At 65.4% G+C, this 22,700-nt stretch carries 22 protein-coding genes; 18 read left to right on the top strand and 4 right to left on the bottom strand.

The genetic code is table 11. The annotated features are described in order from the left end of the window. The 3 genes from D618_RS19920 to D618_RS0115680 form a co-directional block, all read left to right on the top strand. Window positions 1-1,624 (top strand): MBG domain-containing protein (locus D618_RS19920; protein ID WP_026091760.1); only part of this gene is annotated, 1,624 nt, incomplete at its 5' end. Window positions 1,625-1,677: 53 nt separating this feature from the next. Next, window positions 1,678-2,226 (top strand): invasion associated locus B family protein, encoded by a 549-nt coding sequence (locus D618_RS0115685; protein WP_026091759.1) that lies wholly within the window; start codon window positions 1,678-1,680, stop codon window positions 2,224-2,226. Between the two features lie 16 nt (window positions 2,227-2,242). After that, entirely contained in the window at window positions 2,243-2,665 is a 423-nt protein-coding gene (locus tag D618_RS0115680; RefSeq protein WP_017672486.1) for a VOC family protein, read from the top strand. A 6-nt stretch (window positions 2,666-2,671) separates the two neighbouring features. On the opposite strand, the gene D618_RS0115675 is transcribed toward D618_RS0115680, so the two are convergent. Then, the gene (locus D618_RS0115675) at window positions 2,672-3,985 is read right to left on the bottom strand and encodes a hypothetical protein (protein ID WP_017672485.1); all 1,314 of its coding nucleotides are present in this window, start codon (window positions 3,983-3,985) and stop codon (window positions 2,672-2,674) included. Continuing rightward, window positions 3,982-5,292, bottom strand: a complete 1,311-nt coding sequence (nhaA, locus tag D618_RS0115670) for a Na+/H+ antiporter NhaA (protein WP_017672484.1) — start codon at window positions 5,290-5,292, stop codon at window positions 3,982-3,984. Before nhaA ends, D618_RS0115675 begins: the two co-directional genes overlap by 4 nt. A 210-nt stretch (window positions 5,293-5,502) precedes the next feature. On the opposite strand from nhaA, the gene D618_RS0115665 reads away from it, so the two are divergent. The 6 genes from D618_RS0115665 to D618_RS0115640 all read left to right on the top strand — a co-directional run bounded on the left by D618_RS0115665 (window position 5,503) and on the right by D618_RS0115640 (window position 13,287). Then, window positions 5,503-7,047: a DUF389 domain-containing protein gene (locus D618_RS0115665; RefSeq protein ID WP_017672483.1), complete on the top strand. Its 1,545-nt coding sequence runs from the start codon at window positions 5,503-5,505 to the stop codon at window positions 7,045-7,047. Window positions 7,048-7,125: 78 nt separating this feature from the next. Beyond that, complete coding sequence (locus D618_RS0115660; RefSeq protein WP_040370936.1) at window positions 7,126-8,568, top strand: glycosyl transferase family protein; 1,443 nt, start codon at window positions 7,126-7,128, stop codon at window positions 8,566-8,568. Between the two features lie 229 nt (window positions 8,569-8,797). After that, entirely contained in the window at window positions 8,798-9,739 is a 942-nt protein-coding gene (locus tag D618_RS18655; RefSeq protein WP_017672481.1) for a hypothetical protein, read from the top strand. A gap of 72 nt (window positions 9,740-9,811) precedes the next feature. Further along, entirely contained in the window at window positions 9,812-10,729 is a 918-nt protein-coding gene (locus tag D618_RS0115650; protein ID WP_017672480.1) for a sulfite exporter TauE/SafE family protein, read from the top strand. Continuing rightward, complete coding sequence (locus D618_RS0115645) at window positions 10,726-11,487, top strand: TIGR02186 family protein (RefSeq protein WP_017672479.1); 762 nt, start codon at window positions 10,726-10,728, stop codon at window positions 11,485-11,487. Before D618_RS0115650 ends, D618_RS0115645 begins: the two co-directional genes overlap by 4 nt. A gap of 99 nt (window positions 11,488-11,586) precedes the next feature. After that, a complete protein-coding gene (locus D618_RS0115640; RefSeq protein ID WP_017672478.1) occupies window positions 11,587-13,287 on the top strand; it encodes an ATP-binding protein in 1,701 nt (566 codons plus the stop codon). A gap of 5 nt (window positions 13,288-13,292) precedes the next feature. On the opposite strand, the gene D618_RS0115635 is transcribed toward D618_RS0115640, so the two are convergent. Next, window positions 13,293-14,033 carry a 7-carboxy-7-deazaguanine synthase QueE gene (locus tag D618_RS0115635; RefSeq protein ID WP_017672477.1) on the bottom strand — a complete coding sequence of 247 codons (741 nt, stop codon included), beginning with the start codon at window positions 14,031-14,033 and terminating at the stop codon, window positions 13,293-13,295. 112 nt (window positions 14,034-14,145) lie between these two features. Continuing rightward, on the bottom strand, window positions 14,146-14,985 hold the full coding sequence (locus tag D618_RS0115630) for a TorF family putative porin (RefSeq protein WP_017672476.1): 840 nt from the start codon (window positions 14,983-14,985) through the stop codon (window positions 14,146-14,148). Window positions 14,986-15,241: 256 nt separating this feature from the next. On the opposite strand from D618_RS0115630, the gene D618_RS0115625 reads away from it, so the two are divergent. From D618_RS0115625 to D618_RS0115585, 9 genes are all read left to right on the top strand, one after another. Beyond that, window positions 15,242-15,628: a hypothetical protein gene (locus D618_RS0115625; protein ID WP_017672475.1), complete on the top strand. Its 387-nt coding sequence runs from the start codon at window positions 15,242-15,244 to the stop codon at window positions 15,626-15,628. A gap of 100 nt (window positions 15,629-15,728) precedes the next feature. Next, window positions 15,729-16,220 (top strand): MmcB family DNA repair protein, encoded by a 492-nt coding sequence (locus D618_RS0115620; RefSeq protein ID WP_040370933.1) that lies wholly within the window; start codon window positions 15,729-15,731, stop codon window positions 16,218-16,220. Window positions 16,221-16,356: 136 nt separating this feature from the next. Next, window positions 16,357-16,830, top strand: coding sequence for a hypothetical protein (locus tag D618_RS0115615; RefSeq protein WP_017672473.1), 474 nt, complete (start codon window positions 16,357-16,359; stop codon window positions 16,828-16,830). Between the two features lie 47 nt (window positions 16,831-16,877). Continuing rightward, complete coding sequence (locus D618_RS0115610; protein WP_238550700.1) at window positions 16,878-18,155, top strand: terminase family protein; 1,278 nt, start codon at window positions 16,878-16,880, stop codon at window positions 18,153-18,155. 1 nt (window position 18,156) lies between these two features. Then, complete coding sequence (locus tag D618_RS0115605) at window positions 18,157-19,293, top strand: phage portal protein (RefSeq protein ID WP_026091756.1); 1,137 nt, start codon at window positions 18,157-18,159, stop codon at window positions 19,291-19,293. Continuing rightward, on the top strand, window positions 19,290-19,601 hold the full coding sequence (locus D618_RS0115600) for a DUF6127 family protein (RefSeq protein WP_343207539.1): 312 nt from the start codon (window positions 19,290-19,292) through the stop codon (window positions 19,599-19,601). The genes D618_RS0115605 and D618_RS0115600 overlap by 4 nt, the downstream gene beginning before the upstream one ends. Beyond that, window positions 19,598-19,984 carry an HK97 family phage prohead protease gene (locus tag D618_RS0115595; protein ID WP_017672469.1) on the top strand — a complete coding sequence of 129 codons (387 nt, stop codon included), beginning with the start codon at window positions 19,598-19,600 and terminating at the stop codon, window positions 19,982-19,984. Before D618_RS0115600 ends, D618_RS0115595 begins: the two co-directional genes overlap by 4 nt. Before the next feature lie 100 nt (window positions 19,985-20,084). Then, window positions 20,085-21,290, top strand: a complete 1,206-nt coding sequence (locus D618_RS0115590) for a phage major capsid protein (protein WP_051041406.1) — start codon at window positions 20,085-20,087, stop codon at window positions 21,288-21,290. Window positions 21,291-21,414: 124 nt separating this feature from the next. Next, window positions 21,415-22,680, top strand: a complete 1,266-nt coding sequence (locus D618_RS0115585) for a tail fiber domain-containing protein (RefSeq protein ID WP_017672467.1) — start codon at window positions 21,415-21,417, stop codon at window positions 22,678-22,680. Window positions 22,681-22,700 lie beyond the last annotated feature (20 nt).

Here is a 22,700-nt window from a genome sequence, read left to right as displayed (position 1 = left end):
GACCGCAGACAACGCCAGCCGCGAGTACGGCCTCGCCAACCCGACCTTCACTGGCACGGTCAGCGGCTTGCGCAACGGCGATACGTCGAGCGTCGTCAGCGGGCTGGTGTACGGCTCTGCTGCAACGGCGGCCTCGAACGTTGGAACATTTGCCATCACCGCCTCGGGCGCGGCGGCAACCAACTACGACTTCGCCTATGTCCCTGGCACGCTCACGATCACCAAGGCATTGCTGACGGTCACGGCGGACAACAAGGGGCGCGAATACGGCCTCGCCAATCCGGCGCTGACAAGCACGATCACCGGGCTGCGCAATGGTGATACCGCATCGGTCGTCAGCGGGCTGGTGCTGGCCACCAGCGCGACCCAGGCATCGGGTGTCGGCAGCTATGCGATCGGTGTGTCCGGCGGCAGTGCGCTCAATTACGACTTCAGCTATGTGCCGGGCACGCTGGCGATCACGCCGGCGACTCTCACCGTGGCGATCGATGACAAGACTCGCGTGTACGGCGCCGCCAACCCGGCGCTCACCGCCAGCATCACCGGCTTCCGCAATGGCGAGGACCCGACGGTGGTCACCGGCTTGAGGCTGCGCACCGGGGCGAATGCCCGCACCGATGTCGGCAGCTATCTGATCACCGGATCGGGTGCGAATGCGGCGAATTACCGGTTCGATTATCAGCCGGGCATGATGACCATCACCAAGGCGATGCTGCAGGTGCGGGTGGACAATGCCACGCGCGAATACGGCCTGGAGAATCCTGCGTTCACCGCCCGGATCACCGGTTTCCGTAATGGCGACAATGCCAGCGTGGTCACGGGCCTCACCTTTGGCACCCCCGCACTGATCGGGTCCGATGTCGGCAATTATGCCATCACCGCATCGGGTGCGTCGGCGCTGAACTATGACTTCAGCTATGTCCCCGGTCGCCTCACGATCACCCAGGCGCGGCTGCTGGTCACCGCCAACAATCTGACGATGACGCAAGGCAGCGCTGATCCGGTGCTGACCGTCAGCTATGCCGGGTTGCGTGCGGGCGATACCCCCGATGTCGTGACCGGGCTGGTGCTGCGCTCATCGGGCGGCGGCAGTGCCGGGCCCGGCCAGTACATCATCAACGCCTCGCGCGGCACGGCGCGCAATTACCAGATCACCTATCGCCCTGGAGTGATGACGGTCCTGCCCGCCACGCCGCCACCGGCGGAGGATCCGCCTGCCACGGGCGGTGGCGGCAATCCGCCGGTGATCATCTTCGTGCCGCCTCCGCCTGCTCCGCCCGCCGGTGGAAGCACAGCGCCGGTGGCCAACCCGCCTGCCGGCACAGCGACGGAGCCTGCGCCTGGGGCGATCCCGGCCCAGCCCGTCGCTGCGACGCCTGTCACAACCCTGCCGGCTCAGGGTGCGGTCAACGTGCCGGTATCGCCCGAGACTCTCTCGCCGATGCAGCTGTTGCAGGGCCTCGCCGCGCCGTTGCCGGTGCTGGTAGCGCCCGAATCACGACCGGCGACCGGTGGCGAGGATCGCGACCCGTCTCAGGGCGATGGACAGCGGACTGGCTGCGCGTATATCAGCCTGTGCAACAGCGCGCCGGGTCCCTTGTGGACCTTTCAGCCAACCCCGTGAAACCAAGCCTGCACCATAAAGTCAGCCTAGCCCGTAAAGAAAGTGTCTGCCTGATGTCCCTCGTGTTCCGTTCGATGTTTGTGACTCTTGTCGCGATGGCATCTGCCCCGCTTGCAGCGCAGACGGCCAAGCCCGCCACGCCTGCCGCGCCTGCTGCTGCTCCGGCGATCACGCCGAAAATGGGTCCGGATGGCGCCAAGCCCTGGACCGCGGGCTGCAAGGGCACTGGCGAGCAGGAAATCTGCGATGCCGTCCAGTCGCTGATCGACGAGGCCAATGGCAAGGAAGTGATCCGTGTTGCTGTCGCGCGGCAGAAGACAACGGGCAAGACAGGTCTGCTGGTCAAGGTGCCGCTGGGCGTTCGTCTGGATACCGGGGCGCTGATGCAGGTGGACGGCGACAAGGCCAAGGCGATCGACAAGATCGTGTTCAGCCGCTGCCTGCCCGAAGGCTGCATCGGTGAAAAGCCGCTGCTTCCCGCCGATGTCGATCACCTGAAAAAGGCGAACAAGCTGGAGCTGGTCTTCCTCGACCTGGAGGGCAAGCCCATCGTCATCAACGTGGTGACGACCGGGCTGGGCGCTGCGCTGACCGGTTTCTGATCGAGGCGTCGGCTGCATGACCATCCGTCCGTTCCACCTGGCCTTTCCGGTCGATGACCTGTCAGCGGCGCGGCACTTCTATCGCGACGTGCTGGGTTGCGGCGAGGGGCGGTCGTCCGATCACTGGATCGATTTCGACCTGTTCGGGCATCAGATCGTCGCGCATCTTGATCCTGCGGCCAGGGCGAACCGCGCGCACCACAACCCGGTTGACGGGCATGACGTGCCGGTGCCGCATTTCGGCGTGGTGCTGACGATGCCCGACTGGCAGGCGCTGGCCGATCGGCTCAAGGCGGCGGGCACATCCTTTGTCATCGAGCCGCATATCCGCTTTGCTGGCCAGGTGGGCGAGCAGGCGACGATGTTCTTTCACGATCCGGCGGGCAATGCGCTGGAATTCAAGGCGTTCGCCGACGACGCGATGCTGTTTGCCAGCTGATCGGGTTTAGCGGACAGCCAGGTCCGCAGGCAGCGTCGGCTCGCTGATCACCCGCTCCATCGCCGCCCAGCGCGCCTTGGCATCGGGCCCGGCAGCTTCGACATACGCCTCAACCATGTCCTGGCCCAGCCCGTAGTTGATCACATAGCTGCGATAGGTGTCGGTAAAGCCGATCGACTGCCTGGCACGCGCCGCGCTCATCAGCTGGTATTTCTGGGTCAGCGCGATGGCGCGATCACGATCGATCTGCCCGTCGAGATACATCTGTGCGATAGTAAAGCGTGCACCGCGGAGCCCTGATAGCGCCTTTTGCAGCTGAACGAGGCGTGCCGCGTCGGTGGTCGCCAGCCCGGCGAGCGGATAGAGTTCGCGCATTTCGAAAGCCAGCTTCTCGTCCCCCGGAAATGCCAGATCGATGCCGTAATTCGCTGAACCCTCGGCGATGAGCGATTGCGGGCTGTAGAGCGGGTAGACGCTGTATTCCATCCAGCCACGGCCACGCATCAGTCGCTGTTCGAGCAGATAGTTGAGTGCGTGGTGGCCGGGATAGCCTTCGTGACAGCCCAGATCGACCGCGCGGCTGATGCGGATCGGCAGATCGGTATTGATCTGAATGAGGCTGGCAAGATTGCCCTGATAGTAATTGTAGCCGCTCCACGGCTTGCCGGTGACGAACTCCATGCGGAAGCTTTCGCCCCTTGGCAGCGCAATGTGCGTAGCAGTGCGCGCGCGGCATTCGGCAATCGCGCGTTCGAACACCGGTTTCAGCCGGTCGGCGGGGATGACGAAACGTTCCTGAAAGCCATCGACCCGCTCGGCCAGCGTGCCAGTGCCGGGCAGCAAGGTCTCGATTTCGGCCAGCACCGGGTCATAGCTTTCCAGCGGCTTGATCTCCGGCGTCGCGCCGAACAGGCCGAGCGATTCCTGCCGGAAGCTGAGCTTTTCGCCGCGGAGCATCTTCAACCGGGTCCGCGCAGCGTTAAGCTGGGCGCGCAGGAATGTCGCGCGCCGCTGCTCCAGCGTTTCGCGGCCCGAGACGTCGATCGCGGCCAGGCTGGCATCGAGCGTTTCGACCGCCTGAGCGAGCGCAGGCAACGCGCGCGGTGCGGCCTCTGCCGCCTTCTTCCACTCGGCGGGCCCGTAATAAGCATCGATATAGCCATCCTCGTGCGTGCCGATCTCCAGCGACAGCAGCACATATTGCCGCGCGATGTCGTTCAGCGGATCGGCAGGCGCTGCAGTTTGAGGCGCGGGCTTTTGCACGCAAGCAGCGCAGGCCAGGACCAATGCCAGGAGACCGAAGCGGGCGAACGGGATCATGCGGGCACCTTGCCTTCGTCTTCGTCCTCGTCGTCTTCCAGGCTCTCGACATCGCCATCGGCGCCGACTTCTTCGGCCTGTTCACGCTCTTCGCGCTCGTGCTGCGGGTGCAACGGGCAGACGCGCAGGATGGTATAGCCTAGCAGAGCCGAGGCGACCGAGCCCATGATTACGCCGATCTTGGCCTCGTCGATCAGCAGCGCGTTGCCCGGGAAAGCGAGCGCGCCGATGAACAGGCTCATGGTAAAGCCGATGCCGCACAGCGCTGCGACCGCATAGATCTGCAACCAGGTGGCGCCGCGCAGCTTGCTGGCAATGCCCAGCTTCACCGACAGCCACACGCTGCCGAAGATGCCGATCTGCTTGCCGAAGAAAAGCCCTGCGGCAATGCCAAGCGGCACCGGCGCGAAGACCTCGTCCATCCCCAGACCCTGCAGGGAAACGCCAGCATTGGCGAAACCGAACAGCGGAATGATCAGGAACGAACTCCAGGGCGAAATGCCGTGTTCCAGCCGGTGCAGCGGGCTGTCTGCAGCGTCAGGGGTGCCAGGCGTCTTGATGATGGGGATCATGAACGCAGCCAGCACGCCGGCAATGGTGGCGTGGACGCCCGATTGCAGGATGGCATACCACAGGAGCACGGTCAGGATCAGATAAGGGATCAGGTTCATCACGCGGGCGCGGTTGAGCCCGTACATGGCCGCCATCACCACGGCTGCCAGACCCAGCCACGCGGGCGCCAGCCCTTCGGTGTAGAACAGGGCGATAATCGTCACGGCGCCCATGTCATCGACGATTGCGACGGTGACAAGAAACAGCTTGAGCGATGTCGGCGCGCGCTTGCCCAGCAGCGCGAGCACGCCCATCGCAAACGCGATATCGGTGGCCGCAGGGATCGCCCAGCCGTTGATCAGCGCGGGATCGAAGCCCGTTTCCACCAGATAGAGGATGGCGGGCAGGGCCATGCCTGCCGCTGCCGCGATCACCGGCAGGCGGCGCTTGTCCCAGGTCGAGAGGCGACCGTCGACCAGCTCGCGCTTGATCTCCAGCCCGACGTACAGGAAAAAGATGACCATCAACCCGTCGTTGATCCACAGATGCGGGGTCATCGGGCCCAGCTTGGCGGTCAGCACCGGGCCTTCGATATCGTGCAGGACATGATGGTAGAGGTCATAGAGCGGGCTGTTCGCGATGATCATCGCAATCGCAGCCGACAGGATCAGGATGATGCCCCCTGCCGCCTCGCTGTTCAGAAAATTCCGCAAGGCAGATTTTTGCCCCGCGCCGCTATGCCCTGCTGCGACCATGTTCGCTCCCATGTTTTGATGCCCCGAACGTGCTTGACCAGACGCGCCTTGCAAAGGCATGCCCTGCAACCTGGCAGGGCCGCCGGTTCGTATTCCCCAACGCTCCGCCGCGCAAATGGCTGCCGATTGCTGGCATGTCTATGTCCCGTGGTCTATCGGCAAAGCCCGGGTGGGTCCACCCCCGGGCGAGTAACTTGAGGATGAAAGTCCATGTCTCAACAGTTTGATCCAGCCGCCAGGCCGCTTTCCGACGGTGGCGGAGGCTCGAGTCTGGGCCAGCTTGCTGCGCGGGTCGCTGGCCCGCTGGGCAGCTGGTGGCGCGGATCGGTAATACCGGGGATCGAACATCGGGCCGTCATTGCCAAGGTCGATGACGAGGCGAGCCTGACCCCGCGCTATGCGTTCATGATCCTGATGTCTGCCGGTATTGCGGTGCTGGGCCTGCTGCTGTCATCGCCTGCCGTTGTTATCGGCGCGATGCTGATCTCGCCGCTGATGGGGCCCATTATCGGGCTCGGCTTCGGCATGGCGCTGGTTGACGGCAACGAGATGCGCCGTACCGCGATGACGCTGGCCGGCGGCGTGCTGCTGGCAGTATTGTTCACCGCGCTGATCGTGTTCTTTTCGCCGATCAAGGACATTACGCCGGAAATCGCGGCGCGCACCCGGCCCAACCTGTTCGATCTGCTGGTGGCACTGTTTTCCGCACTGGCCGGTGCCTATGCGATGATCCGCGGGCGCGAGGGTACAATCGTCGGCGTCGCCATCGCCACCGCACTGATGCCGCCGCTCGCCACGGTCGGCTTTGGTCTTGCCACGCTCAACGGCACGGTATTCTTCGGCGCGCTGCTGCTGTTCGTGACCAACCTGATGACGATCGCGATCGCTGCGGCAATCATGGCACGGCTCTACGGCTTTGGCCCCAAGCTGAGCAGCCGCCAGAGCGGGCTGCAGGCAGCGGTGATCACCGCCGTGTTGCTGGCTCTGGCCATTCCGCTGGGCTATTCGCTCAGCCAGATCGCCTGGGAAGCACGCGCGCAGCGGCAGGCGCGTGATGTGCTGACCGACCAGTTTCCGCGCCAGGCCAAGATCGATCAGCTGGAGATCGACTTTTCAGCCGAACCGCTGGCTGTGCGCGCTACGGTGCTGACACCCCAGTATCGCGTCAAGGCAGGCCAGCTGGGCGAAGCGAAGCTCGCGGAGGCGCTGGGGCGTCCGGTGAAGCTCAGCCTTGATCAGTTCCGCGTTGGCACTGCGGCGGGCGACGCCGAGGCGGCACAGCTTGCCTCGGCATCCGCGCGCGAACAGTCAAACAAGGAGCGCGCCACGGCTGCTCTTGTCGGGCGTGAGCTGGCGATCCTTGCTGGTGTCTCCCCCGAAGCGGTGCTGGTCGATCGCGACAAGCGGCTGGCGCAGGTGCGCGCCGCGCCGTTGCCCGGTGCCACGCTCGCCACCTATCGCGCGCTTGAACAGCGGTTGTCGGCAGCCGAACCGCAATGGCAGATGCGCCTAGTTCCTCCACCATTGGCATTGCCCGCCATTGAATTCGACGGTGACTCCCCCAGTACAGATGGCGCGGCGGACTTGGCCTTGGCCATCTGGGCGGCGCGCAGAGCCGGTCTGGCGGTCACCGTTTCGGGCAATTCGGAATATTCAGAATTTGTTTTGACCAAGATGCGCGAAGCAGGCATTTCTGTTGAAAGTAACGGTTCGGCGGCAACAGACGGGCGTATTGGCCTGGCCTGGGCTTTATGAGCTTGAGCTGGACATGGATTGCTGGGGGGCAAGGGCTTGGGCGCAGCGGATCAGGCGGCGGACGGAAACTTTTGTTTCATGCTGCTGCGTGCCTTTGTTTCGCTGAGTGACTTTGCTGCAGCAGAACTTCTCCTGTTCGCCGGAATATGGTTTTTCATCGGCGCGCTGGATGATCTTGCGCTCGACCTTGTGTGGATCGTGCAGTGGCTGCGCGCGCGGGGACGGGGCCATGCGCGACGGCTGACGGTTGCTGCGGCCTGCCCATCCCAGGCCGCCCAGGGCCCGCCGCGCCACGCCGTTTTCGTGCCGGCCTGGGACGAGGCTGATGTGATCGGCGACATGGTGGCGCATTGCCTCGGGCGGTGGCAGGGCGATGATTACCGGCTGTATGTCGGGGGCTATGCCAATGATCCCGCGACGAAATCTGCCGCGCTGCGCGGCGCACGCGGCGACCAGCGGCTGCGCATCGTGCCGCTGGACATAGCCGGACCAACGTCCAAGGCGGATTGCCTCAACCGCATATGGCACGCAATGCAGCAGGACGAGACGGCGCACGGTTTCCGGTACCGCTCTATCGTTCTGCACGATGCAGAAGATGTCGTGCATCCCGCCGAACTATTGCTGTATGACAAGCTGCTGGCCGACCATGCGTTTGTCCAGATCCCCGTCCACCCCCTGGTCGATCCTGCAGCGCCGTTGATCAGCGGGCATTATGCCGACGAGTTTGCCGAGGCGCATGCCCGTGGCATGCCGGTTCGCAGCCACATGGGCGTCGCCTTGCCATGCGCGGGGGTGGGGTGCGCCTTTGACCGGGCGACACTGCAATCGCTGGCGGATGCGTCCGGCGATGGCTCGCCCTTTGCCACCGACAGCCTGACCGAGGACTATGAACTGGGCATCCGCATCCATGAGGCGGGCGGGCGCGGGTGCTTTGTCCGGGCGTATGACGACCGGGGGGACATGGTGGCAACGCGCGCCTATTTTCCGGGCGATCTTTCCGCCTCGGTTCGGCAGAAGACCCGCTGGATGATCGGCATCGCGCTCAGCGGCTGGGACAGAACCGGCTGGGGCAGCGGTGTGGCCGATATCTGGATGCGTGCGCGTGATCGCCGGTCGGCACTGGCTGCTGTGGTGCTTGTGGCGGGTTACCTGGGCCTGGTGCTATGGCTGCTGGTGGGCATCGGGGCGGCATTCGGCCTGCATCAGCCCGCGCCGCTCGACCCGGCGTTTCGTGCGCTGCTGATCGTCAATGGCGCGATGCTGGCCTGGCGATTGGCGATCCGGGCCTGGTGCACCGGCTGGCATTACGGATGGCGGCAAGCCTGCTGGTCGCTGCCACGCGCGCTGGTCAGCAACATCATCGCGGTGATGGCAGCCCGAAAGGCGCTGGCTGCCTATGCCGCAAGCCTGCAAGGTGGCGCGGTGCACTGGGACAAGACCCGTCACCATATCCCGCCTGCGCCCGACCCTGCTGCCGATGCTCGGCCGACGACAGCCCTGGTCACCGGCGGAAATGGATAGCGCGGCGACTCCCGATCGGCCGACAGGCCGCAGGCGAGGCCAGCCTCTGGTGTTTCTCGCGACGGTTGTGCTGCTGTGGAGTCTGACGCGGATCGTTCAATACTGGCCCGAAGCAGGTTCGAACTTTCCTGTGAACACAGTGGCCTCACGTCCTGTTCCGGAGCCCCGCACAGCAGCGCAATTTTCCCCCTTGGCGCTTGCGATGTCAGCGACCCCGGTTGCCCGACCGATGGCGCACGGGGGCGCGCCAGTGGGCGCATCGGTGCTGGCGTCCCCGCGCGGGCTGCCGTTTGATGTTGCGATGGCACATCAGCAGCTGTGGGTCGAAAGTCTCGTCATGCCCGCAGGACCGGGTGCGACAGTGATTTTGCCGCCTGGCGCGGCGGGGGGCACGATGCAGGGTATCGGATCGCTGCTGGTCGATACACCGCTGACGCTGTTGCCCGAACCACCAGCGGCGCAAGCACCGCTGCCGGGCGCGCGCACGGTGCGGCCCGGCGGCGGTCGCTGGTCCTTTTATGGCTGGTCGCTCTTGCGCCAGCGGAACCGCACGAGCGCGCTCGCCCCTGCGGCGCAATATGGCGGCAGTCAGGCGGGGATGCTGGTGCAGATGTCGCTGGCCGATACGCTGAGCCGGCCCATGCTGTATGCCCGCGCCACCACGGCGCTGGGAGCTATCGACGATCGCAGCCTCGCGCTGGGCATGTCAGCCCGACCGGTCCCAGGCGTACCGATCGATCTGGCAGTGGAACGCCGTCTGGGGCTGGCACGCGGCCAGCCGGATCGTTTTGCCGCGATGATTGTCGCTGGCGGCGCCTGGACCGCGCGGCCCAGCAAGCTGCGGCTTGAAGGCTATGGCCAGGCTGGCGTGGTGGGGCTGACCAACCCGCAGGCGTTTTTCGATCTGCAACTGCTGGCGACCCGTCCTGTCCATGAAGCGCAAGACGCATCGATGGCGCTGGGCGGCGGTGTCTGGGCGGGCGGGCAGCAGAATATCGACCCCCGGGGGCACAAGCCCTGGACGCACCGGGTCGATCTGGGCCCGCATGCCGCGCTTTCCGTTCCTGTCGAAAGGGAGTCGCTTTCGTTCGCGCTCGACTGGCGGCAGCGCGTCGATGGCGACGCTCAACCGGCTTCGGGGGCCGCATTGACCTTATCCGCGGGTTTTTAAGGCAAAGCGCACCTGCAAGGGTGCGTGCCCTCTTCTGCTGATGCCCTAAAGCGGCTAGCCTTGTGAGCACACATGGATGTCTATCTTCCCATCGCGAATCTATCGGTCAACGCGCTCGTCATCATCGGGCTGGGCGGGCTTGTCGGCATCCTGTCGGGCATGTTCGGCGTCGGCGGCGGGTTCCTCACCACACCGCTGCTGATTTTCTACGGCATTCCGCCGACGGTCGCGGCTGCTTCGGCTTCCACCCAGGTGACGGGATCGAGCGTTTCCGGCGTCATCGCCTACAGCCGCCGCAAGGGCGTGGACTATCAGATGGGCGGCGTGCTGGTGGTCGGCGGCATCTTCGGCACGCTGGCCGGGGCCGCATTGTTCCGCGTGCTGCAGCAGCTGGGCCAGATCGATACGGTGATCAACATCGTCTATGTGCTGCTGCTCGGGTCGATCGGCGGCATCATGGCACGCGAAAGCCTGACCAGCGTGCTGGCCATGCGGCGCGGCGAAAAGCTTCCGGCCAAGAAGCGGCGGCATCACCCATTGGTGGCCAACCTTCCGCTGCGCTGGCGCTTTTACCGTTCGGGCCTCTACATCTCGCCGCTCGCGCCGCTGCTGCTCGGCTTTGCCACCGGCATCCTGACCATTCTGCTGGGCGTAGGCGGTGGCTTCGTCATGGTGCCTGCAATGCTCTATCTGCTGGGCATGGGCGCGCAGGTGGTGGTGGGGACATCGCTGTTCCAGATCCTGTTCGTCACGCTGGCGTCCACCATGGTGCACAGCCTGACGACGAAGGCGGTCGATGTCGTGCTGGCGGTGCTGCTGCTGATCGGCAGCGTCACCGGGGCGCAGATCGGCGCGCGTTTCGCGCAGAAGCTGCCGCCCGAATATCTGCGCCTGCTGCTGTCGGTCCTGGTGCTGCTGGTGGCGCTGCGGCTGGCCATCGGTCTGGGCTTTCGTCCTGCGGAAATCTACACGGTCGAGCTGCTGCAATGAGGTGGCTCCGCGTATTGCCGCTGGTGATGGCGGTTTCGCTGCTGACGGCAGCGACCGAGCCGGTGCTGGTGCCCGAGGTGTCGCAGCGCGATATCCAGATCCAGTACGGCTTCACCGGTGCCGAACTGCTGCTGTTCGGTGCGATCGTCTATCCCGGCGGCACTCCGCCGTCGCGCGACAGCGACATCGTCGTGATCCTCAAGGGGCCGCCCCAGTCGATCATCCTGCGCGAAAAGCAGAAGATCGCCGGTATCTGGATCAATGCGGCCAGCACCGAATTCCGCTCTGCCCCCGGCTATTATGCGGTGGCGTCCTCGCGCCCGATCGAAAAGATCGTCGATAAGCGCACCGCCGCGATCTACGAATTCGGGTTGAGCAACCTGCAGCTGTCGCCTGCCGGATCGATCGACCCTGCTGAACAGCGCCGGTTCCTGTCGGGCCTGGTCGATCTGAACACGCGCGAAGGGCTGTACAAGCAGCAGGACGGCAGCGTCGAGATTCTGGAAGGCGTGCTGTACCAGGCGCGGCTTTCCATCCCGGCCAGCGTGCCCACCGGCACCTATACCGCTGAAACGTTTCTCGTCCGCGACGGCCAGGTGCTGGCGGCGGCGGTGCGCGAGATCGAGGTGCGCAAGTTCGGCTTCGAATTGTTCGTCGCCGCGATGGCCGAGTATCAGCCCTTCTTGTATGGCGTCAGCGCGGTTCTGATTTCGCTGGCATTGGGCTGGCTGGGCGGCGTGCTGTTCCGCAAGGTTTGAAGCTGCCGCAGCCCGGTTGCGGTGCCATAGAGGGAAAATTTACCCGTCCACGCTAACGCTGCCGTTGCATGGGCAATAATCAAGGCAGCACACAGCGCGATGGTCGAGCATAATCCCCGCAGTTTCCAGGATCGCCGGCCCGCTGCCTCTCCAGAACGCCCGGAACTTCCCTTTGTGGTGCAGCGCCCCGCCGAGCAGCTTCGAATCGGTGAAGTCATTGAAATTGCCGGATCCAGTTCGCAGGTGCTGCTCGATTCCAGCCGCCTGACCGCTCTGATCGATCACAGCGATCCCAGCGTGTCGATGGCCGGGCAAGTCGGCAGCCAGGTCAAGATCCGCATGGGCAATCGCTGGCTGGTCGCCAATGTCCGCACCCAGCGGATGCACCAGCGCGAGGCCGGGCTGATCGTGTGCCAGATCGATTTCCTCGGCGAGGGCGAAGAGGAAAAGCTCACCGGGCGCATCTTCAATTTCCGGCGCGGCGTGACGCGCTACCCGGTCCCCGGTACCCCGCTTTTCGCGATGACCAGCGCAGACCTGAAGCAGGTCTATGCCGCCGATGCGCGCCCGCATATCGAGGTCGGCACGGTCTATCCCACCAGCGACACGCGCGGCGCGCTGTATGTCGATGCGCTGCTGGGCAAGCATTTCGCGCTGCTGGGATCAACGGGTACCGGCAAATCGACCGCTGCCGCGCTGATCCTGCACCGCATCTGCGACATGATGCCCGATGGTCACATCGTGATGATCGATCCGCACGGCGAATATGGCAGCGCGTTTGCCCAGAATGGCGAGCTGTTCGATGTCGGCAACCTGGCGATGCCGTACTGGCTGATGAACTTCCAGGAGCATTGCGAGGTGTTCCTCACCTCGCATGGTGCGGACCGCCAGACCGATGCGGAGATTCTGGCCAAGTGCCTGCTCGCCGCCCGGCTGAAGGGCAAGGCTGCGCAAGGGACCACGCGGGTGACGGTCGATACGCCGATCCCGTACATGCTGTCCGATCTGGTGGCCAATATCCAGAATGAGATGGGCAAGCTGGACAAGGCGACATCGAGCGCGCCGTTCCTGCGGATCAAGGGCAAGATCGAGGAGATCAAGGCCGATCCGCGATACAGCTTCATGTTCTCCGGCATGCTGGTGGGCGACAACATGCCCGACTTCATCGCCAGGATCTTCCGCATGCCTGCCGATGGCAAGCCGATCTCGATCATCGATGTATCGGGCGTTCCATCCGACATCACGTCCACCGTGGTCGCGGTGCTCAGCCGGATGATCTTCGACTTTGCCATCTGGAGCCGCAAGGAACAGGTGCGGCCGGTGCTGCTGGTGTGCGAAGAGGCGCACCGCTACATCCCCTCGGACCGGATCAGCGAGCACAGCGCGGTACGCGACATTCTCAGCCGGATCGCCAAGGAGGGCCGCAAATACGGCGTTTCGCTGGGGTTGATCACCCAGCGGCCGTCCGATCTGTCCGAAGGCGTGCTCTCGCAATGCGGCACGATCATCGCCATGCGCCTCAACAACGATCGCGACCAGGCGCATGTGCGCTCTGCGATGCCGGAGGGCGCGCGCGGATTTCTCGAGTCGATCCCTGCGCTGCGCAACCGCGAATGCATCATCTGCGGCGAGGGCGTGTCCATTCCCATTCGCGTGGCGTTCGACGATCTGGCCGAAGCGCGCCGTCCGGCATCCGACGATCCGCTGTTCAGCACCCTGTGGAAGCAGCGCGGCGGCGAAGCTGAAATGGTGGCGCGGGTGATCAGCCGCTGGCGCAACCAGGGCAACGGCTCGCGCTGAACGGCTCAGGTGCCGCGTGTGTCGCCGTAAAGGTGGATATGCAGCCGGTCGGTGAAACGCCAGCCCTGGGTCTGGCACAAGGCGGCTAGCCATATGCTGCGTTCGCGCAGCACGTTTGCGCTCGTTCCTTCCGGCATCAGCAGGATGCGATCGGCCGGCAGCGCAAAGCGCGCAGCCAGATCTGCCACCTCCTCGGCATCGGCGGGGCTTGCGATCACGAACTTGAACCAGGCGCGCGGATCGGCGGCGTATGCCTGCAGCGCAGCCTCGTTCAGCCGTGCAGCGTCGCCATTGCCCGAGTGCCGCAACTTGGGCGAGAGGTTGAGTTGGTCGACATGCGGAGCAAAGCTCGATGTCAGCGCGACCGTTCCGTTGCTTTCGATCTCGATATGGAAGTCCGGCCCCAGAAGCGCGCACAACGCCGCCAGCGCCGGCTGCTGCAGCAAGGGCTCGCCTCCGGTAAAGACGATATGGCGACAATCGAACGCGCTGATCGTGCGGGCCACGTCTGCAATGTCGAGCGTGACGGAGTTGTCGCGCCGCTCGTACGTCTGTGCACCGCGATGCGGGGCCGAATGGCCAGTGAAGAACCAGGTATAGGGCGTGTCGCACCACTGGCAGGCCAGATTGCAGCCCGAAAGACGCACGAATACCGACGGCCGACCCATTGAGATGCCTTCGCCCTGGAGCGAATGAAAGATTTCCGGCTCTTGCGGACGGACGGTGGCGAGGCGCAATCGGGTCATGGCGTGGTGCCATTACTCCATTTTGCGCGGCTTGCAAAAGACTGTGGCCGCACCCGTGCTGAACGGATGCGGCCACTGCCCCCCAAACCGGAAACTTCAGGTCAGTCGTCGATCAGAACGCGGCAGTGACGCCGAAGACGATCGTCGAATCTGCAATCTGACCGCCGCCATTGCGGACGCGGCTGAAATTGGGCTGAAGATACGCCGACTCTGCAGCAGTGATGTCGGTGTCGACATAGGTGACGCTCAGCGTCAGCGGGCCATAGACGTTCACGGCTGCGCCGAACGAGTAATCCCAGTACTTGCCGGTCGGCGCGATGCTGGTTCCGTTGGGGCCAAGGCCGGGGTTGCCGTCCGAATAGCCGACATGCGCGGTGACGCTGATCGGGGTGTCAGGAATGGCGATGCTGGCGTCCCCTGCAAGATACAGGTTGTCCTGCTTCTGACCACGGCTGAACGGCGTGTTCGAGAAGTTGCCGAGCGCTTCCTGCTTGGGCGCATAATAGACCGCCGCGGTCAACGAGACCGGACCAGCCGTGCCCTTCAGCTTGGCATAGCCTTCAAAGAAGTCGGTGTTGTCGAAGCCATCGGGGTACATGTACCATGTCACGCCGACATCGATGCCCGCCGAGCCGACGGTGGTGGCATAGCCTGCGAACAGATCGACCTCGAGGTTCGGGCCGCCAAACGTGCCCCAGCCTGCAAGGTTGGATCCCCAGGTGCCGGCATAGAAGCCCGATTCGTGGCTGACGGTAAAGCCACCCTGCAGGGCAACAGCCTCGTCGGACTGCGAAACCCCGCGGAACCGGTAATCCGATACCAGACCGACCGATCCGGTCACGGTGACCGGCGGCGATGCCTCTTCTTCCTGCGCAAAGGCAGGGCTGGCAATGGCCGACGACGCGAGGAGAACGAGGCCAGCAAGGCCCCGGTGAAATTTGGACGTACGCATGTTTTTCCTTTCAACTGGATGCGTTTCGTCCCGCCTGCGCTGCAATGGCGACCCTCTGTTTTAACCGGCGTCCCTGGTCGCCATCTACGGGGTGCTCATAATCAGCGACAGTAAGGCTGCCGTGTCGTGTTGCGGTGCACAAGAGAAAAGTGACAAGAATGCCAACTTAAGTGAAAGATTGTGTCTTTCGCGCCACGCCATGGGGCCGTTTCGGTCCTTTAGTGGATGTTAACTGGGTGACGTCACACTCAGTGTCATGTTTTCACCAATCACCCCGATTCTGCCCGCTGCGACGGTCGATGACACGACGGGAGAGGTGCTGGCGCGGGTGGATGCGATAGGCGTGGTCCTCGCCGCATTGGCGCGCATGGCGGGTGCGGCTGCTGCCACAGGTCACAACGGCCTGTCCCGCGATGCAGAGCTGTGTGCTGCCCTCGCGGTGATGGACAAGCAGCGAGTCGCGCGCATGATGGTCGAGCTGGATGGTATTGCCGCTGCGCTGCAGGCCGGGTTTGTTGCGCTCGAAAAGGCGCGCGTGCGGGGCCATCAGGCGGCGGCTGCGACCAGGCTGTTGCACGCCGAAGCTACAGACGCTTTTGCCGCGACACTGGCCGCAGCGGCAACCCACAGCGCGGACATCTGATTCTCGCGCGCCTGGCGCCTTCCCTTTGTTCTTGTTTTGTATTAGTAGGGCGGGCATGACTGACGCCCTGATCCGTAACGCTCTGCCCGTTGATCCCGCGATGCTACCGGGAGCTGGTGTCGTTCCGCAGGCCGGTCCTCCGCTCGGCGCAGCGGCAGTGGCCCGCGGCATCGCGCGGCTGTTCCGGCGCAACCAGATCTGGGTCGCGTCCGAAGTCGCTCTGCCCAATGGTCGCCGCGCCGACCTGATGGGAATCGATTCGCGCGGCGCCATCGTGATCGTGGAGATCAAGGTGTCGCGGGCTGACCTGCTGGGTGATTCGAAATGGGGCGAATATCTCGACCATTGCGATCGTTTCTATTGGGGGCTGTGCCCATCGCTCGACCCCGGTCTGGCCGGAACGGACCCTTTTCTGCCCGACATCACCGGTCTGATCGTCGCCGATGCCTATGATGCGGAGATCATTCGGCCGGCGGCCACCCGCCCTCTGGCGGCCGCCCGGCGCAAGAGCGAGACCCAGCGCCTCGCCGCTCTCGCGCTGCGCCGCCTGAACCTGCTGCAGGATCCGCCACCCCCGGATGAGGCATATTAACCCATACGGTTAAAGACGGTTGACATCGTGACGCTGCTTTGGTACAAATCAGGAACATCGAGAAGAAGCGAGTCGCTTGGGGCCAATCTGCTCCGCCCGCTCTCTCGCCCCTGACGCCACAAGCGCGGAGAACCCCTTGTCCGATTTTCTGTCGGAGGAAAGCCTGCGGGCGTTTCTCGATCATCTGGCTGAAACGTCCAATGTTTCGGTGTCGGCCAAGCGTGCCGGTGTCTCGCGATCAGCGGTCTATCGGCTGCGTGCGACCAGCCCGGCGTTCAGCAACGGATGGCAGACGGCCATCGCCACCGGTTATGACGAGCTGGAGTTTCGCATGCTCAAGACCGCGCGGTTCGGTACGATCAAGCCGATCAAGCGGCCCGATGGCAGCATGGGGCGCGCGACCGAGTTCGACGATGCGCAAGGACTGAAGCTGCTGATGGCGTACAAGGCGAGCGTGGAAAAGACGCGCGGTGATGCAGCGCCCGATCCGCTGGCCGCCAAGGGCGCGCGCGAACAGATGACCGCAACGCTCGAACAGATCCGCCAGCGGCTCGACACCGCCATCGGTGCGCCTATCCCCGCCAAGGGCGCGGCGGCAGACGCGACGTGACCAGCCTCTCGCTGGCCGAAAGGCTGGCGGCGATGCCGGATAAGGCGATGCGGCGCTACATCGATGGGCTGTCCGATGGGGCGGCGCGCGAGCTGGTGCATCACTGGAGGTTCTGGGCGCGGCCCGAGCAGATGGCGCCGCCGGGCGATTGGCGGATCTGGCTGATCATGGCTGGGCGTGGCTTCGGCAAGACGCGGGCGGGGGCCGAATGGGTGCGTTGTATCGGCGAGAGCATGCCCGATGCGCGGATCGCATTGGTCGCGGCCAACATGGCAGAAGCGCGCAGCGTGATGGTGGAAGGGCCAAGCGGCCTGCTCGCCATCGCGCCCGACGCGATGCGCCCGGTCTGGGAACCGTCGCTGCGCCGTCTGCGCTGGCCGGGCGGCGCGCAAGCGACCTTGTTTTCGGCAGCAGAGCCCGAAAGTCTGCGCGGGCCCGAACATAGCCATGCGTGGTGCGACGAGATTGCCAAGTGGGACAATGCCTCGGGCCGCGCGATGGCGGCGTGGGACAATCTGCAACTGGGCCTGCGGGTGGGAGCGCTGCCGCAGGTGACGGCCACGACGACCCCGCGCGCGGTTCCCCTCGTCCGCCACCTGCTTGCCGATGATGGTATCGTGATCAGCCGGGGCAGCAGCCACGCCAACCGGGCCAACCTGCCGCCCGCGTTTCTGGCGGCGGTGGAGCGGCATTATGGCGGAACCGCGCTCGGCCGGCAGGAGCTCGATGGCGATCTGCTCGACGATATCGAAGGCGCATTGTGGAGCCGCAGCCTGATCGAGGCTTGCCGCGTGCGCTGGAGCGCGGAAGGCTTCGTGCGCGTGGTGATCGGTGTCGATCCCCCGGCGGGGTCGCAGGGCGATGCGTGCGGCATCATCGTGTGCGCCTTGCAGGCCGATGGCCGCGCCGCGGTGCTCGCCGATTGCTCGGTCGAGCGCGCCTCGCCCGAAGGCTGGGCGCGCGCGGTTTCGGCGGCGTCCGATGCCTGGGGCGCAGACCGGATCATCGCCGAGGCCAACCAGGGCGGCGAGATGGTGGGCGCGGTGCTGCGCGCTTCCAACATCGCGCTGCCCGTGCGGCTGGTCCACGCCAGCCGTGGCAAGGCCGTCCGGGCCGAGCCGATCGCGGCGCTCTACGAGGCAGGCCGGGTGATCCATTGCGGCACCTTTGCCCGGCTGGAGGACGAGATGTGCGGCCTGATGGCGGGCGGCGACTATCAGGGCCCCGGCCGCTCGCCCGACCGCGCCGATGCTTTGGTCTGGGCGCTGACCGAACTGATGCTGGGACGGCGCGGCACTCCGCGCATCCGATCGCTGGAGGACTGACATGGGATATTGGAAAGACCTGGCACTCGCGCTGAAAGGCGCGAGGGGTGAACGGCCGCCTTTGGCGCGCGCGTACACCAGCCCGTGGAGCGTGATGCTGGCCGATCCGCCGTTGTCTTATCCCGAACAGGTGCGCGCAGGTTATTGCGACAACCCCATCGCGCAGCGCGCGGTGCGGCTGGTGGCCGAAGGCGTGGGCGGCGCACCGCTCGCCAGCTCCGATCCCGCGATCGCCGCACTGGTCGCGACCACCAGCGCGGGGCAGGGTTTGCTCGAGACGTTGGCGGCGCATCTGCTGCTGCACGGCAACGGCTATGTGCAGATCTTGCGCGATGCCGATGGCCGCCCGGCGGAGCTTTTCGCATTGCGCCCCGATCGTGTGTCGATCGAGCCCGACGCGCGCGGCTGGCCCGCCGCCTATGTCTATCGTGTCGGCGACAGCTCCACGCGGCTCGCGGCGAGCGAGGGCGACGGTGCGCCGGTAATCGTCCATATCAAGGCCTTCCACCCGACCGACGACCATTATGGCCTGGGGTGCCTGGGCGCGGCGGCGCGCGCGGTGGCGGTGCACAACGCCGCCAGCCGCTGGAACCAGGCCTTGCTTGACAATGCCGCGCGGCCGTCGGGCGCTCTGGTCTATCGCCCCGATGAGCCCGGAGGCGTGCTCTCGCCCGACCAGTTCGACCGGTTGAAGGCCGAGCTGGAGGCGAGCTTTTCGGGCCATGCCAACGCCGGGCGACCGATGCTGCTCGAAGGCGGCCTGAGCTGGCAGAGCATGGCGCTGTCGCCCGCCGACATGGATTTTGTCGCGCTGAAATCGAACGCCGCACGCGAGATCGCGCTGGCCTTTGGCGTCCCGCCGATGCTGCTCGGCCTGCCGGGGGACAATACTTACGCCAATTATCGCGAGGCCAACCGCGCTTTGTGGCGGCTGACGCTGCTGCCGCTCGCGGACAAGATCACCGCTGCGCTGACCCAAGGGCTCGATCACTGGTGGCCGGGTGCCGCGCTCGCCATCGATCAGGACCGGGTGCCTGCGCTGTCCGAGGATCGCGAGCGGCTGTGGGCGCAGGTTGGCGCGGCAGACTTTCTTTCGCCTGAGGAAAAGCGGGCGATGCTGGGGATATCGAAGCCATGATGGACAGCGAAGACATGCTCGCCAGCCTGCTTGCGCAGGCGGCGGAAGAAGGCGCAGACCTCGCCACGCTGCGCGCGGTGGTCGAGGAAGCGGGCGATCTGGGCGCGGTGCGGGCATTGGCGCGGATCGGCCTGGCCGATGCGAGCGCGGGCGAAGATCTGCGTCAGCTGCGCGAGCTGTTGCAGACGTGGCGCGATGCGCGCGCCGGGGTCTGGGGCGCGACCTTCGACAAATTCGTCCGCGCGGTCATGGCGATCGTGCTGACCGCGCTCGCGGTCCAGCTGGGCGTGGGCGACCTCGTCCAGTGAGCGTGCGCTTTGCAGGCTATGCCGCGCTGTTCGACCGGATCGATCGCGGCGGTGACATCGTGCGGCGCGGGGCGTTTACCGGGTCGCTGGGCGGCGGCGGTCTACCGCTGCTGTGGCAGCACCGCCCGGACAGGCTGATCGGACGGATCGAACATGCAAGCGAAGACCGGCGCGGCCTGCGTGTCATCGCTGCGCTCGATGATGGTGCCACCGAGGCGCTCGCGGCGTTGCGTAGTGGCGCGGTGATGGGCCTCAGCTTCGGCTACCGCGTCCGAAAGGCCATGGGCAGCCACCCACGCGAGCTGATCGATCTCGATCTGGTCGAGGTCAGCCTGGTCAGCGTGCCGATGATGCCGGGGGCCAAGGTCCACATGCTGCGCTGAAGCGTCCAGCCCCGTTTCTCTCCACCCCGCTCCGGCGGGGCTTTTTGTGCCCAAATCCGGGACTGGTCCCCGTGTGATCCCTGAATGGAAGGATGAAGATATGGAAATGCCCCCCAACCCGATCGAACTGAAGGCCGATGCCGATCCGCTGGAAGCATCGTTCGATGCGATCCTGCAGGCGCAAGAGCATGAAGAGCGCATCGCTGCGCTCGAAACCGGTCTTGATGGCGTGAAGGGCGAGGTCGATGTGATCCGCACCGAAAGCGCGACGATGCGCGAACGGATCGAGCGGCTGGCCCGCACCGGCGCGCGGCCCTCGCTGGGCGGCGGTGATGCCAAGGCGCCCGAGACCAAGAGCTTCGTCGATCAGTATCTGCGGCGCGGCCTGGAAACCGGGGTGAAGAGCTTTGCCGCCACCACCGGCCCCGATGGCGGCTATGCCGTTCCGCGCGAGATCGACGCGATGATCGCCCGGATGCTGACCGACATTTCACCGATCCGTGCTATCGCGCAGGTCGTGCAGACCGGTACGGCGGGATATCGCAAGCTCGTCACCACCGGCGGCACGCCCTCGGGCTGGGTCAGCGAGACGGCTGCGCGGCCCGAGACCGATACGCCGGCCTTTGCCGAGATCGCCCCGCCCAGCGGCGAGCTCTATGCCAATCCGGCGGCGAGCCAGGCGATGCTCGACGATGCCGCCTTCGATGTCGAAAGCTGGCTGGCGGGCGAAATCGCCGAAGAGTTCGCCCGCGCCGAGGGGGCGGCGTTCATCACTGGTACCGGCGCCAACCAGCCGCGCGGATTCCTGAACGGCACGCCGACGACGCAGGACGATGCCGCGCGTGCGTTCGGCGTGTTGCAATATGTTGCATCGGGTGCGGACGGCAATTTTGCCAGCAGCGCGCCCGAGGACCGGCTGGTCGATCTGGTCCACGCGCTGCGCCCCGCCTATCGCCAGGGCGCGAGCTTCGTGATGAACTCGTCGACGCTGGCGCGCATCCGCAAGATGAAGAGCGATGATGGTGCGTTCCTGTGGCAGCCCTCGCTGGCGGCAGGCCAGCCCGCCACGCTGCTCGGCTATCCGGTGGTCGAGGCCGAGGACATGCCCGATATCGCCGCCAACAGCCTGTCGATCGCATTCGGCAACTTCCGCGCGGGGTACCTCATCGCCGAACGCACCGCGACGACGATCCTGCGCGATCCGTTCACCAACAAGCCGTTCGTGCATTTTTACGCGACCAAGCGGATCGGCGGGCAGGTGATGAACGCGCAGGCGATCAAGCTGATGAAGTTCGCCGCAAGCTGACCGCGCGATTTCTTCCGTTGCCGGTGCCCTGCAAGCGGTGCCGCGCAAATGCCCGCGCGGTCCTCCCCGCCGCGCGGGCATCCACGTTATCCCCGCTGCCGTGTTCAGCCAGGAAAGGCCCGCCATGCCCCAACTCTTCTTCGCCGATCTGGTGCGCGAATCGACCACCGCCACCGGGTCATCGTCGCTGGCGCTGGCAGGCGCAGTGCCCGGCCATCGCAGCTTTGCCGACGCGGTGCCTTCGGGCGCGCGCTTTCACTACAGCATTGCCGGGGTCACCCATGAGCACGAATGGGAGGTTGGCGAAGGCGAGATCATCGGCGGTGCGCTCGCCAACCGCACCGTGCTGGTGTCGTCTCATGGCGATGCGCTGGTGGATTTTTCGCCCGGCCTCAAGATCGTCACGCTGACGGTCGCGGCGCAATGGTTTGCCGCGCGCGAAGATCGCGCAGGTCATGATCACGCCATCGCCGATGTAACGGGGCTGCAGTCCGCGCTGGATGCCAAGCAGCCAGCGGGTCATTATGCGGCGGCCGGCCACGGCCATGCCAGCCTTGCGCTGGAGCCGGGCAGTGCAGCCAGCCCGGCTTTGGCCTTTGCCGCCGATACCAATACCGGTGCCTTTTTGCCCGCAGCGGACTGCCTCGCCATCAGCACGGGGGGAACCGAGCGAGCGCGCATTGCCGCCGATGGACGCATGGGCATAGGCACGTCATCGCCGCTGGGTGCGCTGCATGTCGTGTCCAGCGGCTTCAACCCGAACGCCAATCTCGATGGCGCAGTGATGGTCGGCGGGCCCTACGGCGGCGGCCTGTTGCTGAAGGATAGCCTGGCAACCGCAGGGCTGTGGACCTCTGATTTCGGGTACAGCCTTCATGTCGGCATGGGCCCAAGCAACCTGATCGCAACGCTCGACATTCGGCAGGACGTGATGCACGCGGCAGTCGATTCAGCGATGTCGCTGGGGCGCGCTGACCGCCGCTGGACCCAGCTCTATGCCACCGATGGCGCGATCCACACCAGCGATGCGCGCGACAAGCACTGGATCGGCGGGCTTGATGCCAGTGAGATCGCGGCGGGGCGTGCCATCATGGCGGAGCTCGGGCTATTTCAGTGGTTGGCCGCGCGCGATGCCAAGGGGCCGGAGAACGCACGCCTGCATCATGGTGTCCGCGCGCAGAACGCCTTCGATATCCTGACCGCGCACGGACTCGACTGGCGGCGCTATGGTTGGTGCTGCCACGACGTATGGGAAGAAGACGACGACGGCGCGCATGACCGGTTCGGCATCCGTTCCGATCAGCTCGCGCTGTTCCTGATCAACGTGCTCGCGCAGCAGGTGGCCGAACTTTCAGCGATGATAGCCGCGGTGCCCGATGCCGGGGCGTGACGCGATCGGCGCGGCCGCGA

The sequence above is a fragment of the Blastomonas sp. AAP53 genome, assembly GCF_000331245.1.
GTDB lineage: Bacteria > Pseudomonadota > Alphaproteobacteria > Sphingomonadales > Sphingomonadaceae > Blastomonas.
Note: the sequence above shows the minus strand (reverse complement) of the source record. Positions and strands in the feature narration are given on the sequence as shown.